The 15,714-nt window shown below is 58.5% G+C and carries 15 protein-coding genes; 1 reads left to right on the forward strand and 14 read right to left on the reverse strand.

What is annotated here, in order from left to right; genetic code table 11:
- Positions 1 to 22 precede the first annotated feature (22 nt).
- Both CF161_RS02215 and CF161_RS02220 read right to left on the reverse strand, forming a co-directional pair.
- On the reverse strand, positions 23 to 346 hold the full coding sequence (locus CF161_RS02215; RefSeq protein ID WP_020294917.1) for a hypothetical protein: 324 nt from the start codon (positions 344 to 346) through the stop codon (positions 23 to 25).
- Positions 347 to 2,551 carry an OsmC domain/YcaO domain-containing protein gene (locus CF161_RS02220; RefSeq protein ID WP_020294918.1) on the reverse strand — a complete coding sequence of 735 codons (2,205 nt, stop codon included), beginning with the start codon at positions 2,549 to 2,551 and terminating at the stop codon, positions 347 to 349. It abuts the gene before it with no gap.
- Positions 2,552 to 3,130: 579 nt separating this feature from the next.
- Between CF161_RS02220 and CF161_RS02225 the strand changes: the two genes are divergently transcribed.
- On the forward strand, positions 3,131 to 4,042 hold the full coding sequence (locus tag CF161_RS02225) for a bifunctional GNAT family N-acetyltransferase/nucleoside diphosphate kinase regulator (protein ID WP_043228441.1): 912 nt from the start codon (positions 3,131 to 3,133) through the stop codon (positions 4,040 to 4,042).
- 120 nt (positions 4,043 to 4,162) lie between these two features.
- Here the strand turns inward: CF161_RS02225 and glmS are convergent, their stop codons facing one another.
- The 12 genes from glmS to CF161_RS02285 form a co-directional block, all read right to left on the reverse strand.
- Complete coding sequence (gene glmS / locus CF161_RS02230; protein WP_020294920.1) at positions 4,163 to 5,995, reverse strand: glutamine--fructose-6-phosphate transaminase (isomerizing); 1,833 nt, start codon at positions 5,993 to 5,995, stop codon at positions 4,163 to 4,165.
- A 10-nt stretch (positions 5,996 to 6,005) separates the two neighbouring features.
- Complete coding sequence (locus CF161_RS02235; RefSeq protein ID WP_020294921.1) at positions 6,006 to 6,773, reverse strand: DeoR/GlpR family DNA-binding transcription regulator; 768 nt, start codon at positions 6,771 to 6,773, stop codon at positions 6,006 to 6,008.
- A gap of 225 nt (positions 6,774 to 6,998) precedes the next feature.
- Positions 6,999 to 8,366 (reverse strand): bifunctional UDP-N-acetylglucosamine diphosphorylase/glucosamine-1-phosphate N-acetyltransferase GlmU, encoded by a 1,368-nt coding sequence (gene glmU / locus CF161_RS02240; protein ID WP_020294922.1) that lies wholly within the window; start codon positions 8,364 to 8,366, stop codon positions 6,999 to 7,001.
- A gap of 114 nt (positions 8,367 to 8,480) precedes the next feature.
- The gene (locus tag CF161_RS02245) at positions 8,481 to 8,906 is read right to left on the reverse strand and encodes a F0F1 ATP synthase subunit epsilon (protein WP_020294923.1); all 426 of its coding nucleotides are present in this window, start codon (positions 8,904 to 8,906) and stop codon (positions 8,481 to 8,483) included.
- Positions 8,907 to 8,951: 45 nt separating this feature from the next.
- Positions 8,952 to 10,328 carry a F0F1 ATP synthase subunit beta gene (gene atpD / locus CF161_RS02250; RefSeq protein WP_020294925.1) on the reverse strand — a complete coding sequence of 459 codons (1,377 nt, stop codon included), beginning with the start codon at positions 10,326 to 10,328 and terminating at the stop codon, positions 8,952 to 8,954.
- Positions 10,329 to 10,355: 27 nt separating this feature from the next.
- Positions 10,356 to 11,216, reverse strand: coding sequence for a F0F1 ATP synthase subunit gamma (gene atpG / locus CF161_RS02255; protein WP_020294926.1), 861 nt, complete (start codon positions 11,214 to 11,216; stop codon positions 10,356 to 10,358).
- A 50-nt stretch (positions 11,217 to 11,266) separates the two neighbouring features.
- On the reverse strand, positions 11,267 to 12,811 hold the full coding sequence (atpA, locus tag CF161_RS02260) for a F0F1 ATP synthase subunit alpha (RefSeq protein WP_020294927.1): 1,545 nt from the start codon (positions 12,809 to 12,811) through the stop codon (positions 11,267 to 11,269).
- Positions 12,812 to 12,832: 21 nt separating this feature from the next.
- Positions 12,833 to 13,369, reverse strand: coding sequence for a F0F1 ATP synthase subunit delta (locus tag CF161_RS02265; protein ID WP_020294928.1), 537 nt, complete (start codon positions 13,367 to 13,369; stop codon positions 12,833 to 12,835).
- Between the two features lie 12 nt (positions 13,370 to 13,381).
- Positions 13,382 to 13,852 (reverse strand): F0F1 ATP synthase subunit B, encoded by a 471-nt coding sequence (locus tag CF161_RS02270; RefSeq protein ID WP_020294929.1) that lies wholly within the window; start codon positions 13,850 to 13,852, stop codon positions 13,382 to 13,384.
- A gap of 57 nt (positions 13,853 to 13,909) precedes the next feature.
- Positions 13,910 to 14,167, reverse strand: coding sequence for a F0F1 ATP synthase subunit C (atpE, locus tag CF161_RS31935; protein WP_002555987.1), 258 nt, complete (start codon positions 14,165 to 14,167; stop codon positions 13,910 to 13,912).
- A gap of 130 nt (positions 14,168 to 14,297) precedes the next feature.
- The gene (gene atpB / locus CF161_RS02280) at positions 14,298 to 15,170 is read right to left on the reverse strand and encodes a F0F1 ATP synthase subunit A (protein WP_020294931.1); all 873 of its coding nucleotides are present in this window, start codon (positions 15,168 to 15,170) and stop codon (positions 14,298 to 14,300) included.
- A 16-nt stretch (positions 15,171 to 15,186) separates the two neighbouring features.
- Entirely contained in the window at positions 15,187 to 15,594 is a 408-nt protein-coding gene (locus CF161_RS02285) for a F0F1 ATP synthase subunit I (RefSeq protein WP_020294932.1), read from the reverse strand.
- Between the last annotated feature and the right edge of the window lie 120 nt (positions 15,595 to 15,714).

The following is a 15,714-nucleotide window of genomic DNA, read 5'->3' on the forward strand; positions in this document are numbered from 1 at the left end:
AACCTCGGCGGCGGTGGTTGTTCTAGCGAATGCACCAGGTGGTGACGTCATGCTTGTCAAACGCCACGCAGCCGTTGTTCTTGGCGATCAACCGATAAGGCGCATCCGCCGCGTAGGAAAAATAAAAATAGTGCTGCCGGTCTTCGCCGTACAGCCAATAGGACGACGAACCCTGGTTGATCACCGTGGGTTCGAAGGTCCAGATCGACGACTCGGCCGGGATGAAGTTGGAGCGCTCCATCAGCAACAGCAGGCTGTTGGACAGTACCGGCGTCAGCGCCCCCAGCAACAGGAGCGCGGCCGCGCCGGCCAAGATCAATGGGTACAGCAGGCGCGACCAGGGCATTTAACGGGCTGACGCCGCGACATTGGCCCGCGCCGAGTGCAGCTTCTTGTAGCTGTCGATCAGCCGCAGGTGCCGGTCGAGCCCTTCGAGCTTCATGCTGGTCGGGGTCAGGCCGTAGAAACGCACGCTGGAATTGACCGAACCGATCGCGGCGTCCATCCGCTCGTTGCCAAACATGCGGCGGAAATTGACCTCGTAGTCTTCCAGCTCCAGGTCTTCGTCCAGTTCCATTTCCAGCACTGCGTTCACGGCCTGGTAGAACAGCCCGCGCTCGACCGTGTTGTCGTTGTATTGGAGGAAGGTTTCGACCGCCTCCTTGGCCTCTTCAAATTGCTGCAGGGCCAGGTAAATCAGGAGTTTCAGCTCAAGGATGGTCAACTGGCCCCAGGCCGTGTTGTCGTCGAACTCGATGCCGATCAAGGTGGTGATATCGGTGTAGTCGTCCAGCTCACTTTCCACCAGACGCTCGACCAGGTCCTTCAGGGCCTCCTCGTCCAGGCGATGCAGGTTGAGGATATCGGCGCGGAAGAACAGCGCTTTGTTGGTGTTATCCCAAATCAGATCGTCCACCGGATAAATTTCCGAGTAGTCCGGCACCAGGATGCGGCAGGCCGGGGCGCCAAGATGCTCGTACACCGCCATGTAGGCTTCTTTACCCATGCCTTCGAGAATGCCGAATAGCGTCGCGGCCTCTTCGGCGTTGGCGTTTTCACCCTGGCTGGTGAAGTCCCACTCCACAAACTCGTAGTCCGACTTGGAACTGAAGAAGCGCCACGACACCACGCCGCTGGAGTCGATAAAGTGCTCGACGAAGTTGTTCGGCTCAGTGACCGCATGGCCTTCGAAGGTCGGCTGCGGCAAATCGTTGAGGCCTTCAAAACTGCGGCCCTGCAGCAGTTCGGTGAGGCTGCGTTCCAGCGCCACCTCCAGGCTTGGGTGGGCGCCGAACGAGGCGAATACACCGCCGGTGCGCGGGTTCATCAAGGTCACGCACATCACCGGAAACTCACCGCCCAGGGACGCGTCCTTCACCAGCACCGGGAAACCCTGGGCTTCCAGGCCCTGAATCCCGGCCAGGATCCCGGGGTATTTGGCCAGCACGTCCTGGGGCACATCCGGCAGCGCGAATTCACCTTCGATGATTTCGCGTTTCACCGCGCGCTCGAAGATCTCCGACAGACACTGCACCTGGGCTTCGGCCAGCGTGTTACCGGCACTCATGCCGTTGCTGAGGAACAGGTTTTCGATCAGGTTCGATGGGAAATACACCACCTCGCCATCGGACTGACGCACGAAGGGCAGCGAAACGATGCCGCGCTCTTCGTTGCCGGAGTTGGTGTCGTACAAATGCGAACCGCGCAACTCGCCGTCGCGGTTGTAGATCTTCAGGCAATACGCATCGAGAAGTCCGGCCGGCAGTTCATCTTTACGCCCGGGCTTGAACCAGCGCTCATCCGGGTAATGCACAAACGCCGCGTTGGCGATGTCCTCACCCCAGAACTGATCGTTGTAGAAGAAGTTGCAGTTCAGGCGCTCGATAAACTCGCCCAGGGCCGACGCCAGAGCGCCTTCCTTGGTCGCACCCTTGCCATTGGTGAAACACATCGGCGAATGCGCATCGCGAATATGCAGCGACCACACGTTGGGCACGATATTGCGCCACGAGGCGATCTCGATCTTCATCCCCAGGCCCGCCAGAATGGCCGACATATTGGCGATGGTCTGCTCCAGCGGCAGGTCCTTGCCCACAATGTAGGTGCCGGCATCGCTGGCCGCATTGGGCATCAACAACGCCTGGGCATCGGCATCCAGGTTTTCCACTTCCTCAATCACAAACTCCGGCCCGGCCTGCACCACCTTCTTCACCGTGCACCGGTCGATGGAGCGCAGGATGCCCTGGCGGTCTTTGTCGGAAATATCAGCCGGCAACTCGACCTGGATCTTGAAAATCTGGTTGTAGCGGTTTTCCGGGTCAACAATGTTGTTCTGCGACAGGCGGATATTCTCGGTAGGAATACTGCGAGTGTCGCAATACAACTTCACGAAATAGGCCGCACACAGCGCCGACGAAGCCAGAAAGTAATCGAATGGACCCGGTGCCGAGCCATCGCCCTTATAGCGAATAGGCTGATCGGCCACTACCGTGAAGTCATCGAACTTGGCTTCAAGTCGAAGGTTGTCGAGAAAGTTGACCTTGATTTCCATGGGGGATTACCAGAATAACGAGCCACAAATTTGGCCGGTATTATCCGGTTTTTCGGTCGGAAGTCTTGTGCTTTTCCGTGAGGGCCGCTGGCCGGCCATAGGCCGCTCCCTGTGCAGCAGGGCTACGGGCAATCAATACACCGCGTTATTTTCAACCCAGCGTTATATCGGCTGAAAAGCCGCAGCCTTGTTGCTTATACCCAGTAGTTGCAAGCGATTAACAGCGAGCCGAGATTAATACACTGGCCGATCAAGCAAGATATCGCCGCCAAGTTAGCGGTGGATAACTCTAATCGATATTTTTATGGGATCAACTTTCGGCACGTAGAACTCTTCGGCCAATGCATATCAAGAGAAACGGCCGGCCTGTATCAAGGCAAAATCGCCACGCTGTTTCCCGTGGGAAGAAAAACAGAGGTGGCGGTCTTTATTTACGCTCAGTGACCAGAGGCTGAATCCTCGAACGCCCCAGGCAATTCGGCATTACTCGCGTTATGTCTTAACATAGCCGGTTGCCGAAAGAACCGTCATGGCCATAGCCATGAAGGGCTTTCATCCCTTGCAATAAGTGTGGTGAAGATGAACAAGCCTTTCATTTCGTTATGCCCTGAAATTACTCGGGCGCACGCGCTAAAGCTGATGGACTGGTTGGAGGATGAACGCGTCACCTGCTACCTGAGCGATTCGCGTCATGTCTCGCGCTCCATCGAGCAAGCCATCGATCGGACTCAATCGCCGATCCTGACCCATCTATTCAACCAGGGCGGCCGATTCTTCATGGCCTATGACCGGCATGACGCCCCAGTGGGTTTTGTCCGTCTGATCAAGACCGACTCAACTTGCGAGATCGTCCTGGTCATCGGAGACAGCGACAAATGGGGCCGAAACCTTGGCGCCCGCACGATCCGCGAAGGCATGAAACTGGCCTTCCTCGACATGCGGGCCAAGAAGCTCATCGCCAAGATCCACCCGGACAACGCGCGCTCGCTGAAAGCCTTTCTGCGCAGCGGCTTTGAGCTGGAGAGCGAAACGCCGACATTGAAGTCGTTTTCCATGACGGCGGGGCGCTATCGCCAGTTCTTGCGCGAAGGTGCCGCTGGCGACTCCACCCGGATCTACATCACTGAAATCGACAAGGCCAGGCTCGAGAGTCTGATCGTGCTCGAGCAAGGCCCGGCGGTTGTTGAACTCGAACATGAGCTTGAGCGAGCCATTGTAGTCAAGCCGCAGCAGGTGGCGCGCAATGTGGTCACGATGAACTCCAGGGCCTTGCTGCAGCTGGACGACGAAGAGATCGAAGTGGCCTTGGTCTACCCTGAAGACGCGGACAGCAACGCAGGGAAGCATTCCGTGTATTCCGACATCGGCGCCGCCATCCTGGGCTATCAGGAGGGGGACGCCATCGACTGGCGAATTTCTGATCGGACCCGGCGGATCGAGATCAGGAAAGTGCTTTACCAGCCGGAGGCTGCGGGCCATTTCCATCTTTAATTGCGCCCGTCCATCAGGCGCGAGGGGGTGGCGAAAGGCAGGAGGCGGTAGGACAGACCTGGCCGGCTCCTGCGACAGTTTTAACCCTCTCGATCCACAGGATTTACGCCTGTGGATAACTCACTCCACGGTCACCGACTTGGCCAGGTTACGCGGTTGGTCGACGTCGGTGCCCTTGAGCACGGCGACGTAGTACGACAGCAGTTGCAGCGGGATGGTGTAGAGGATCGGCGACAGGATGTCGTGGATGTGCGGCATGTGGACCACGTGGGTGCCTTCGCCATTGGTCATGCCTGCCTGTTCATCGGCGAACACGATCAGCTCGCCGCCACGGGCGCGCACTTCCTGCAGGTTGGACTTGAGCTTCTCCAACAACTCGTTGTTCGGCGCCACAGTTACCACCGGCATGTCGTTATCCACAAGCGCCAGCGGGCCGTGTTTCAACTCACCGGCCGGGTAGGCTTCGGCGTGGATGTAGGAAATCTCCTTGAGCTTGAGCGCTCCTTCCATGGCCACCGGGAATTGCGCACCGCGACCCAGGAACAGGGTGTGGTTCTTCTCGGCGAACAGCTCGGCGATTTTTTCCACGGTGCTGTCCATGGCCAGGGCTTCGCCCAGGCGGGTCGGCAGGCGGCGCAGTTCTTCCACCAGGGTCGCTTCGACGCCCTTGGCCAAGGTGCCACGGACCTGGCCCAGGGACAGGGTCAGCAACAGCAGGCCGACCAGTTGCGTGGTGAAGGCCTTGGTCGAGGCGACGCCGATTTCACGGCCGGCCTGGGTCAGCAGGGTCAGGTCGGATTCACGCACCAGCGAGCTGATGCCGACGTTGCAGATGGCCAGGCTGGCGAGGAAGCCCAGCTCCTTGGCATTGCGCAGGGCGGCCAGGGTGTCGGCGGTTTCCCCGGACTGGGAAATGGTCACAAACAGGGTGTCAGGCTGCACCACCACCTTGCGGTAGCGGAACTCGCTGGCGACTTCGACCTGACACGGGATGCCGGCCAGCTCTTCGAGCCAGTAACGGGCAACCATGCCGGCGTGGTAACTGGTGCCGCAGGCGACGATCTGGACATTGCGCACTTTGGCGAACAGCTCGGCGGCCTGTGGACCGAAGGCCTGGACCAATACCTGGTTCTGGCTCAGGCGACCTTCCAGGGTGCGTTGCACCACGGCCGGTTGCTCGTGGATTTCCTTGAGCATGAAGTGGCGGAACTCGCCCTTGTCGGCAGCTTCGGCACCGTCGCGGTACTGCACGGCTTCGCGCTCGACCGGGCTCCCCGTCACGTCCCAGATCTGCACGCTGTCGCGGCGGATCTCGGCGATATCACCCTCCTCCAGGTACATGAAGCGGTCGGTCACCTGGCGCAGGGCCAGTTGGTCGGAAGCCAGGAAGTTCTCGCCCAGACCCAGGCCGATCACCAGCGGGCTGCCGCTGCGGGCGGCAATCACGCGGTCTGGCTGGGAGGCGCTGATCACTGCCAGGCCGTAGGCGCCGTGCAACTCTTTGACGGTGGCCTTGAGGGCCACGGTCAGGTCACCCAGCTCCTTGAGCTTGAGGTTCAGCAGGTGGGCGATGACTTCGGTGTCGGTGTCGGAGGTGAACACATACCCCTGGGCCTTGAGCTGCGCGCGCAAGGCTTCGTGGTTCTCGATGATGCCGTTGTGCACCACGGCCAGGTCGCCGGAGAAATGCGGGTGGGCGTTGCGCTCGCAAGGGGCACCGTGGGTGGCCCAACGGGTGTGGGCGATACCCAGGCGGCCGACCAGAGGTTCAGCCTCCAGCGCCTGTTCCAACTCGCTGACCTTGCCCGGGCGACGCACGCGCTCAAGGGTGCCGGCATTGGTGAAAACGGCTACACCGGCGCTGTCATAGCCACGGTATTCAAGGCGCTTGAGGCCTTCGAGCAGGATCGGCGTGATATTACGTTCAGCAACGGCGCCAACAATTCCACACATGGTTTTTCTCCTAAATGACAGCCGCGCATATCAGCGTAATGCCACGGGCCTGGATCTGGTCGCGGGCCTCGAGCGGCAGGCGATCGTCGGTAATAAGGGTATGGACACTGCTCCATGGCAGCTCCAGGTTGGGAATCTTGCGGCCGATCTTGTCAGCCTCCACCATCACCACCACTTCCCGGGCCACATCGGCCATCACTCGGCTCAAGCCCAGCAACTCGTTGAAGGTGGTGGTTCCTCGCACCAGATCGATACCGTCGGCGCCGATAAACAACTGGTCGAAGTCGTAGGAGCGTAGTACCTGTTCAGCGACCTGGCCTTGAAACGACTCGGAGTGCGGGTCCCAGGTGCCACCGGTCATCAACAGCACCGGCTCGTGCTCCAGCTCGCTCAGGGCGTTGGCCACGTGCAGGGAATTGGTCATGACCACCAGGCCTGGCTGCTGGCCAAGTTCGGGAATCATGGCCGCGGTGGTACTGCCGCTGTCGATGATGATCCGCGCGTGCTCGCGAATGCGTTTGACCGCAGCGCGGGCAATGGCCTGCTTGTACTTGGAGACCGGCTGGCCAATCTCGCTGACCAATTCCTGAGGCATGCTGATAGCGCCGCCGTAGCGTCGCAGCAGCAAACCGTGGCTCTCCAGTGCAGCCAGATCCTTGCGGATCGTAACTTCCGAAGTTTCGAAGCGCTTGGCCAGCTCGTCCACGCTCACTTCGCCCTGTTCATTGAGCAAGGCAAGAATATTGTGGCGTCGTTGGGGTGTATTGCGTTTCGACATGGGGCTTTAAGTTTCGATTCGAAAGATAACGGAAGCAATCAAAACCTATCGGCTGAAATTCGTCAAGCGGGCGATGGAAAAAACCAGGGGTGCCGGCAAGTGGAGAGTTATCCACAGAGCGGGTCAGCTAACTGGAGCGCGCTTCTCGGGTGGGATTGGGGAGCACCCTTGCTCGCGACATTGATCTAGCAACAGCCCGGGCATTGCACCCGGGCTGTGGATAACTCAGTTCTTTTTGATCTTCTCCGGGCGTTTCCAGCCGTCGATGTTCTTTTGCCGGGAGCGCGCCACCGCCAGCTGGGATTTCTCCACCTTCTGGTTGATCGTCGAACCGGCCGCAGTGGTGGCGCCGTCCAAGATATCCACAGGCGCTACCAGGGAGTTGTTGGAACCGATGAATACATCCTGGCCCAGCACCGTCTTGTGCTTGTTGGCGCCGTCATAGTTGCAGGTGATGGTGCCCGCACCGATGTTGGTCCGCGCGCCGATTTCGGCATCGCCCAGGTAGGTCAGGTGACCGGCCTTAGCGTCTTCGCCGAGGTGGGCATTCTTCAGTTCGACAAAGTTACCCACATGGGCCCGGGCATCCAGCACCGTGCCCGGCCGCAGGCGGGCGAAAGGACCGGCATCGCTGCCCTCGCCCAACACCGCGCCATCGATGTGGCTGTTCGCCTTGATCACCGCGCCCTTGCGCAGGGTGCTGTCCTTGATCACGCAGTTCGGGCCGATGACCACGTCGTCCTCGATCACCACCCGGCCTTCAAGAATCACGTTGATATCGATCAGCACGTCGCGGCCAACCGTGACGTCGCCGCGGACGTCAAACCGCGCCGGGTCGCGCAGGGTCACGCCCTGGGCCATGAGACGACGCGCCGCGCGCAACTGGTAGTGCCGCTCCAGTTCCGACAGTTGCTTGCGATCGTTGGCGCCCTGCACTTCCATAGCGTCATGGGGTTGCTCGGTGGCCACGGTCAAACCGTCGCTGACCGCCATGGCGATCACGTCGGTCAGGTAATACTCGCCCTGGGCGTTGTTATTCGACAGCCGACTCATCCAGTCGCCCAGGCGCTTGGCCGGGACCGCGAGAATGCCGGTGTTGCCTTCCGTAATCGCGCGCTCGGCTTCGTTGGCGTCCTTCTGCTCGACGATGGCGGTGACCTTGCCTTCGCCATTACGCACGATGCGCCCGTAACCGGTCGGGTCCGCCAATTCAACCGTCAACAGGCCCAACTGCTCGGGGGCCGCCTGCAATAGCAGGCGTTGCAGGGTCTCGACCTCGATCAACGGCACGTCGCCATAGAGGATCAGCACCGTATCGGCACTGATGAACGGCACCGCCTGGGCAACCGCATGGCCGGTGCCGAGTTGCTTGTCCTGCAGCACGAAATTCAGATCATCCGCTGCCAGGCGCTCGCGCACGGCATCGGCACCGTGGCCGATGACCACGTGAATCCGTTCCGGGCTGAGCTGGCGGGCGCTGTGGATAACATGGCCGAGCATGGAATTGCCCGCCACCGGGTGCAGAACCTTCGGCAAGGCCGAGCGCATGCGCGTGCCTTGACCGGCAGCGAGAATAACGATTTCGAGAGACATGACTGGCTACCAATCCTGGGAGGTCAGGCTACGACCAAGAAGTGAGAGTTGCAGAAAAAGAAAAAGGGTAGCCGAGGCTACCCTTTTTAATCAATCACACATAAAGCTCAGGGCTTAGCCGCCAAACTTTTTGCGGATCTGCTGGACGGTGCGCAGCTGAGCTGCAGCCTCGGCCAGACGTGCAGCAGCAGAACCGTAGTCGAAATCTGCGCCCTTTTCATTCAGGGCCTTCTCAGCGGCCTTGACGGCTTGCTGAGCGGAGGCTTCGTCCAGGTCGGCAGCGCGTTGCACGGTGTCGGCAAGAACCTTGACCATGTTCGGCTGAACCTCGAGGAAACCACCGGAGATGTAAAACACCTCGGTGTCCCCGCCCTGCTTGATCAAGCGGATCGGACCTGGCTTCAAATTGGTGATCAGCGGTGCGTGACCCAGAGCGATACCAAGATCACCCAGCTCACCGTGCGCAATTACCATTTCAACCAGACCGGAGAAGATTTCCCCTTCCGCGCTGACGATATCGCAATGGACTGTCATAGCCATCTGCTTGCCTCAACCTAAATTAGCGCCCGTTGCCGGGCGCCGGGATTACAGTTTCTTGGCTTTCTCGATCGCTTCTTCGATGCCGCCGACCATGTAGAACGCTTGTTCTGGCAGGTGGTCGTAGTCACCGTTGAGGATGCCTTTGAAGCCAGCAATGGTGTCTTTCAGGGAAACGTATTTACCCGAAGCACCGGTGAAGACTTCAGCCACGAAGAACGGCTGCGACAAGAAGCGCTGGATCTTACGAGCGCGGGATACCAACTGCTTGTCGGTTTCCGACAGCTCGTCCATACCCAGGATCGCGATGATGTCCTTCAGCTCTTTGTAGCGCTGCAGCACGTACTGAACGCCGCGAGCGGTGTCGTAGTGCTCCTGGCCGATCACGTTCGGGTCCAGCTGGCGCGAAGTCGAGTCCAGTGGATCGACCGCTGGGTAGATACCCAAGGAAGCGATGTCACGGGACAGAACGACGGTGGCGTCCAAGTGGGCGAAGGTGGTCGCTGGCGACGGGTCGGTCAAGTCATCCGCAGGTACGTATACCGCTTGGATCGAGGTGATCGAACCTTCTTTGGTCGAAGTGATACGTTCTTGCAGAACGCCCATCTCTTCAGCCAGGGTCGGCTGGTAACCTACTGCGGAAGGCATACGGCCCAGCAGTGCGGATACTTCAGTACCGGCCAGGGTGTAACGATAGATGTTGTCGACGAACAGCAGAACGTCGTTACCTTCGTCACGGAACTTCTCGGCCATGGTCAGGCCGGTCAGTGCTACGCGCAGACGGTTACCCGGCGGCTCGTTCATCTGACCGTAAACCAGTGCCACTTTGTCCAGAACGTTGGAATCCTTCATCTCGTGGTAGAAGTCGTTACCCTCACGAGTACGCTCACCCACACCGGCGAACACGGAATAACCGCTGTGCTCGATGGCGATGTTACGGATCAATTCCATCATGTTTACGGTTTTGCCTACACCGGCACCACCGAACAGACCGACTTTACCGCCTTTGGCAAACGGGCAAACCAGGTCGATAACCTTGATGCCGGTTTCCAGCAGGTCGTTGCCGCCCGCTTGTTCTGCGAACGACGGCGCAGGACGGTGGATACCCCAGCGCTCTTCGGTGTCGATCGGGCCAGCTTCGTCAATCGGGTTGCCCAGTACGTCCATGATCCGGCCCAGGGTCGCTTTACCGACCGGTACGGAGATGGCTGCGCCAGAGTCGATAACGTCCAGACCGCGCTTCAAGCCTTCGGTGGAACCCATCGCAATGGTACGAACTACGCCGTCGCCCAGCTGCTGCTGAACTTCCAGAGTAGTTTCCGCGCCTTGTACTTTCAGCGCGTTGTAGATGCTCGGTACGCTGTCGCGTGGAAATTCCACGTCGATAACGGCGCCGATGATTTGAACGATACGTCCGCTACTCATAGCTGGATCCTCTGAATATTTGAACCGTTAAACCGCGGCAGCGCCGCCGACGATTTCCGAGATCTCTTGGGTGATCGCAGCCTGACGCGCCTTGTTGTAGATCAGCTGCAAATCGCTGATCAAATCACCGGCGTTGTCGGTAGCGTTCTTCATTGCGATCATCCGCGCGGCTTGTTCAGCTGCGTTGTTCTCGACCACCGCCTGGTACACCTGCGACTCCACGTAGCGCACCATCAAGCCGTCAAGCAGCTCTTTGGCGTCTGGTTCGTAGAGGTAGTCCCAGTGGTGCTTGAGTTCTTGATCCGGGGTTGCCTCCAGCGGAATCAACTGCTCCACCTTAGGCTGCTGCGTCATGGTGTTGATGAACTTGTTGGACACCACGGACAGGCGATCAATACGGCCTTCCAGATAAGCATCCAGCATCACCTTGACGCTGCCGATCAGATCATTGATCGACGGCTCTTCACCCAAGTGGCTGATGGCTGCAACGACGTTACCGCCGAAGTTGCGGAAGAATGCCGCACCTTTGCTGCCTACCACGCACAGATCGATCTCGACGCCGTTTTCGCGGTTTACCGCCATGTCCTTGACCAGGGCCTTGAACAGGTTGGTGTTCAAGCCACCGCACAAACCACGGTCACTGCTCACGACGACATAACCAACGCGCTTGATTTCGCGGTCGATCATGAACGGGTGGCGATATTCCGGGTTGGCGTTGGCCAGATGCCCAATTACCTGGCGGATACGCTCCGCATAAGGACGGCTAGCAGCCATGCGCATTTGTGCCTTGCGCATTTTGCTGACCGCCACTTTTTCCATGGCGCTGGTAATTTTTTGCGTGCTTTTGATGCTCGCAATCTTACTGCGAATCTCTTTTGCGCCTGCCATGTAACACCTATCAGGTTAGCAAGCGGGAGCCTTGCGGCTCCCGCTGCGGCTTACCAGGTTTGGGTGGCCTTGAACTTCTCGATACCGGCTTTCAGGCCAGCGTCGATTTCGTCATTGAAGTCACCCTTCACGTTGATCTTGGCCAACAAGTCGGCATGATCGCGGTTGAAGTAAGCAATCAGCGCTTGTTCAAAGCTGCCGACCTTGGTGATTTCGACGTCAGTCAGGAACCCGCGCTCAGCGGCATACAGCGACAGCGACATGTCGGCGATCGACATTGGCGCGTATTGCTTCTGCTTCATCAGCTCGGTAACGCGCTGACCATGCTCAAGTTGCTTACGGGTCGCTTCGTCCAGGTCAGAAGCGAACTGGGCGAATGCCGCCAGTTCACGGTACTGAGCCAGAGCGGTACGGATACCACCGGAGAGCTTCTTGATGATCTTGGTCTGAGCAGCACCACCTACACGGGATACCGAAACACCGGCGTTCACAGCAGGACGGATCCCGGAGTTGAACATGGCCGATTCCAGGAAGATCTGACCGTCGGTGATGGAAATCACGTTGGTCGGAACGAACGCGGAAACGTCGCCAGCTTGAGTTTCGATGATCGGCAGAGCAGTCAGGGAACCGGTTTTGCCGGTTACCGCGCCGTTGGTGAACTTCTCTACGTACTCTTCCGAAACGCGGGATGCGCGCTCCAGCAGACGGGAGTGGAGATAGAACACGTCGCCTGGGTAGGCTTCACGGCCTGGTGGACGGCGCAGCAGCAGGGAAATCTGGCGGTAAGCCACTGCTTGCTTGGACAGATCGTCATAAACGATCAGCGCGTCTTCACCGCGGTCGCGGAAGAACTCACCCATGGTGCAACCGGAGTACGGTGCCAGGAATTGCAGCGCAGGAGATTCCGAAGCACTGGCAGCCACGATGATCGTGTTGGCCAGGGCGCCGTTTTCTTCCAGCTTGCGAACCACGTTGGCGATGGTCGATTGTTTCTGACCGATAGCAACGTAGACGCAGAAGATACCGCTGTTCTTCTGGTTGATGATCGCGTCGATCGCCAGAGCGGTTTTACCGATCTGACGGTCACCGATGATCAGCTCACGCTGGCCACGGCCGACTGGGATCATGGCATCGACAGCCTTGTAGCCAGTCTGTACAGGCTGGTCTACCGACTTACGCCAGATCACGCCTGGAGCAACTTTCTCGACCGCGTCGGTCAAGGTGTTGTTCAGCGGACCTTTGCCGTCAACTGGGTTACCCAGTGCGTCGACTACGCGACCCAGGAGTTCCTTACCAACTGGAACCTCGAGGATGCGGCCGGTGCACTTGGCGCTCATGCCTTCAGCCAGACTGGTGTATGCGCCCAATACAACGGCACCTACGGAGTCTTGCTCCAGGTTGAGGGCCATACCGTAGACGCCGCCCGGAAACTCGATCATCTCGCCGTACATAACGTCGGCCAGACCGTGAATCCGCACGATGCCGTCAGATACGCTGACGACAGTGCCTTCGTTACGGGCTTGGGAGGTCACATCGAGCTTGTCGATGCGGCCCTTGATAATTTCACTTATTTCGGAAGGATTGAGTTGCTGCATTGCTCTGCTGCCCCTTCAAACTCAAGATTTCAATGCTTCGGCTAGGTTCGCGAGTTTGCCGCGAATCGAGCCATCGATAACCAGGTCGCCGGCGCGGATTACGACGCCACCAATCAGGCTGGCATCCTCCGCAGCGTGCAGGCGCACTTCCCGGCCGAGCCGTGCACTGAGAACCTTGGCGAGTTTGTCTTGCTGTTCTTGGTTCAATGCGAAAGCACTGGTGACATCCACATCTACCGATTTCTCTTGTTCGGCCTTGTACAGGTCGAACAGAGCGGAAATCTCCGGCAACAGCAGGAGACGATCGTTTTCGGCGGCAACGTGAATGAAATTCTGTGCCTTGGCATCAAACTTGTCGCCACACACGTCGATAAACGTGGTGGCCTTTTCTGCGCTCGTCAGTCGCGGGGCCTTGAGCACGCGCTGCATGGTGTCATCTTGTGACACCGCTGCAGCCAGGCCGAGCATGGCTGACCAAGAGGCCAGTTGCTGGTGGGCCTGAGCGTGCTCGAAGGCCGCCTTAGCGTAAGGTCGGGCCAACGTGGTCAGTTCTGCCATGATCGCCCTCGCTTAAATTTCAGCAGCCAGTTTGTTAACCAGCTCTGCGTGCGCGTTTTGATCGATTGTGGCACCCAGGATCTTCTCTGCGCCGTTGACTGCCAGGCTACCCAGTTGGGCACGCAGCGCGTCTTTGACACCGTTCAGTTCCTGTTCGATCTCGGCCTGAGCCTGAGCCTTCACACGGTCAGCTTCGACGCGAGCCTGTTCACGGGCCTCGTCGACGATCTGAGAGCCGCGTTTCTTGGCTTGCTCAATGATTTCGGCTGCCTGAGCTTTTGCATCGCGCAGTTGCTGACCCGCTTTATCTTGGGCCAGTTCCAGGTCACGAGCTGCTCGGCTGGCAGCGTCCAGTCCATCCGCGATCTTCTTTTGGCGTTCGTGCAAAGCTGCAATGACCGGAGGCCAAATGAACTTCATGCAGAACACTACAAAAATTAAGAACGCAACGGACTGACCAATCAGGGTTGCATTAATGTTCACGCCAACACCTCGCTCGTTCGTTGTCCATCACACCAATCAACTCGAAGAATCGAGTGATTAGCCAGCGAGTTGGCCAACGAAGGGGTTTGCGAAGGTGAAGAACAGAGCGATACCAACGCCGATCATGGTTACGGCGTCGAGCAGACCGGCAACGATGAACATTTTAACTTGCAGCATTGGAACCATTTCTGGCTGACGCGCTGCGCCTTCCAGGAACTTGCCGCCCAACAGGCCGAAACCGATTGCGGTACCCAGTGCGCCCAGGCCGATCAACAGTGCAACAGCGATAGCGGTTAGACCAACTACAGTTTCCATCTTTCCTCCCGACTTTTACGTCGTATGGTTTAGGTTTTTTAGATTAAAGCGGTAAAACAAATCGTTTCATGCCCTGTAAGGGCCCCCTCTCACCGAGGCGAGAGGGACATCAGACTAGTCGAAACCAGTCTTAATGGTTCTCTTCGTGCGCCATCGACAGGTAGACGATGGTCAGCATCATGAAGATAAACGCTTGCAGGGTGATGATCAGGATGTGGAACACAGCCCACGCCCATTGCAGCACCACGCCCAGGCCGCTGAGCCAGAGCAGGCCGCTGCCGAACATCACGGCGATCAGGATAAACACCAGTTCGCCAGCGTACATGTTGCCGAACAGACGCAGAGCCAGAGAGATCGGCTTTGCAATCAGGGTCACGAATTCCAGCAGGAAGTTCACCGGGATCAGCAGGGCTTGAACGAAGATGTTCTTGCTGCCGAACGGGTGCAGGGTCAGTTCGCCGATGAAGCCGCCGAAGCCCTTGATCTTGATGCTGTAGAAAATGATCAGCGCGAACACCGACAGGGCCATGCCCAGGGTGGCGTTCGGGTCAGTGGTCGACACTGCGCGGAATGGGATGTGTTGGTCGCCGGAGATCAACATGGCCAACTGTGGAATCCAGTCCACGGGTACCAGGTCGATGGCGTTCATCAGGAACACCCAGACGAAGATGGTCAGTGCCAGAGGTGCAATCACCAGGCTACGACCGTGGAAGCTATCCTTCACGCTGCCATCGACAAAGCCGACCATCACTTCAACGAAGTTCTGCAGCGCGCCAGGCACGCCGGAGGTGGCCTTCTTGGCCGCCATGCGGAACAGAAGAACGAAGATCACACCCAGTGCGACAGACCAGCCGAGGGTATCGACGTGGAATGCCCAGAAGCCCATTTCCTTGGCTTCTGCAGCGGTGTGGGCAAAGCCCCAGCCGCCATTGGGTAGCTGCCCGAAGGTCAGGTTCTGTAAGTGGTGCTGGATATAGCCCGAAGCGGTTGTTTCTGCTGACATGGTTGCCTCAAACGCCCTAAGGTCTCGAAAGTCTTGTTGTCATTAGCAGGGGAGCGAACCAGCTGACCAGTTGGGTCAGCACGAAGGCGCCGAATACAGCCAGCGGCGCCAATGGCTTCACACCTGCAAACGTCAATGCAAACAGCACTGCCGTCAAAATCAGTTTGCCCGCCTCGCCGGCATAAAAAGACCGGACGATAGCCTGAGCTGCTCGGGCGCCGGAAAACCGAAATGCCCTATGAGCGAAATACACATTGGGCAGCAAGGCTATCAGTCCTCCGCAGAGGCCTGAATATCCGGCTACGACCCCATGCCATTGCCAGAGCGCCAAGGCGGCCAGCAACACGACGACAAATTGAGCCAGTAATACCGGAAAAACTGCCAGGCGATGGAACGGCAAGCGGTTTGGCGTGCGGGTTTCCATCACGATTGCTCCTCAATGGTCGGCTGCCAGAATTCAATAACTTGGCATAATTTGTGCCGACAAAATGCGCGCAGAGTATAGGGGCGGTTCAGCCCCTATTCAACTGCCAGGTAGTGATTT

Origin of the sequence: Pseudomonas sp. CF161 (genome assembly GCF_000416215.1) — a bacterium.
Taxonomy (GTDB): domain Bacteria; phylum Pseudomonadota; class Gammaproteobacteria; order Pseudomonadales; family Pseudomonadaceae; genus Aquipseudomonas.

Bases quoted from the DNA above. Each gene is read 5' to 3' on its own strand.
- CF161_RS02215 (WP_020294917.1), bottom strand. From the start codon at position 346: ATGCCCTGGTCGCGCCTGCTGTACCCATTGATCTTGGCCGGCGCGGCC.
- CF161_RS02220 (WP_020294918.1), bottom strand. From the start codon at position 2,551: ATGGAAATCAAGGTCAACTTTCTCGACAACCTTCGACTTGAAGCCAAG.
- CF161_RS02225 (WP_043228441.1), top strand. From the start codon at position 3,131: ATGAACAAGCCTTTCATTTCGTTATGCCCTGAAATTACTCGGGCGCAC.
- glmS (WP_020294920.1), bottom strand. From the start codon at position 5,995: ATGTGTGGAATTGTTGGCGCCGTTGCTGAACGTAATATCACGCCGATC.
- CF161_RS02235 (WP_020294921.1), bottom strand. From the start codon at position 6,773: ATGTCGAAACGCAATACACCCCAACGACGCCACAATATTCTTGCCTTG.
- glmU (WP_020294922.1), bottom strand. From the start codon at position 8,366: ATGTCTCTCGAAATCGTTATTCTCGCTGCCGGTCAAGGCACGCGCATG.
- CF161_RS02245 (WP_020294923.1), bottom strand. From the start codon at position 8,906: ATGGCTATGACAGTCCATTGCGATATCGTCAGCGCGGAAGGGGAAATC.
- atpD (WP_020294925.1), bottom strand. From the start codon at position 10,328: ATGAGTAGCGGACGTATCGTTCAAATCATCGGCGCCGTTATCGACGTG.
- atpG (WP_020294926.1), bottom strand. From the start codon at position 11,216: ATGGCAGGCGCAAAAGAGATTCGCAGTAAGATTGCGAGCATCAAAAGC.
- atpA (WP_020294927.1), bottom strand. From the start codon at position 12,811: ATGCAGCAACTCAATCCTTCCGAAATAAGTGAAATTATCAAGGGCCGC.
- CF161_RS02265 (WP_020294928.1), bottom strand. From the start codon at position 13,369: ATGGCAGAACTGACCACGTTGGCCCGACCTTACGCTAAGGCGGCCTTC.
- atpE (WP_002555987.1), bottom strand. From the start codon at position 14,167: ATGGAAACTGTAGTTGGTCTAACCGCTATCGCTGTTGCACTGTTGATC.
- atpB (WP_020294931.1), bottom strand. From the start codon at position 15,170: ATGTCAGCAGAAACAACCGCTTCGGGCTATATCCAGCACCACTTACAG.
- CF161_RS02285 (WP_020294932.1), bottom strand. From the start codon at position 15,594: ATGGAAACCCGCACGCCAAACCGCTTGCCGTTCCATCGCCTGGCAGTT.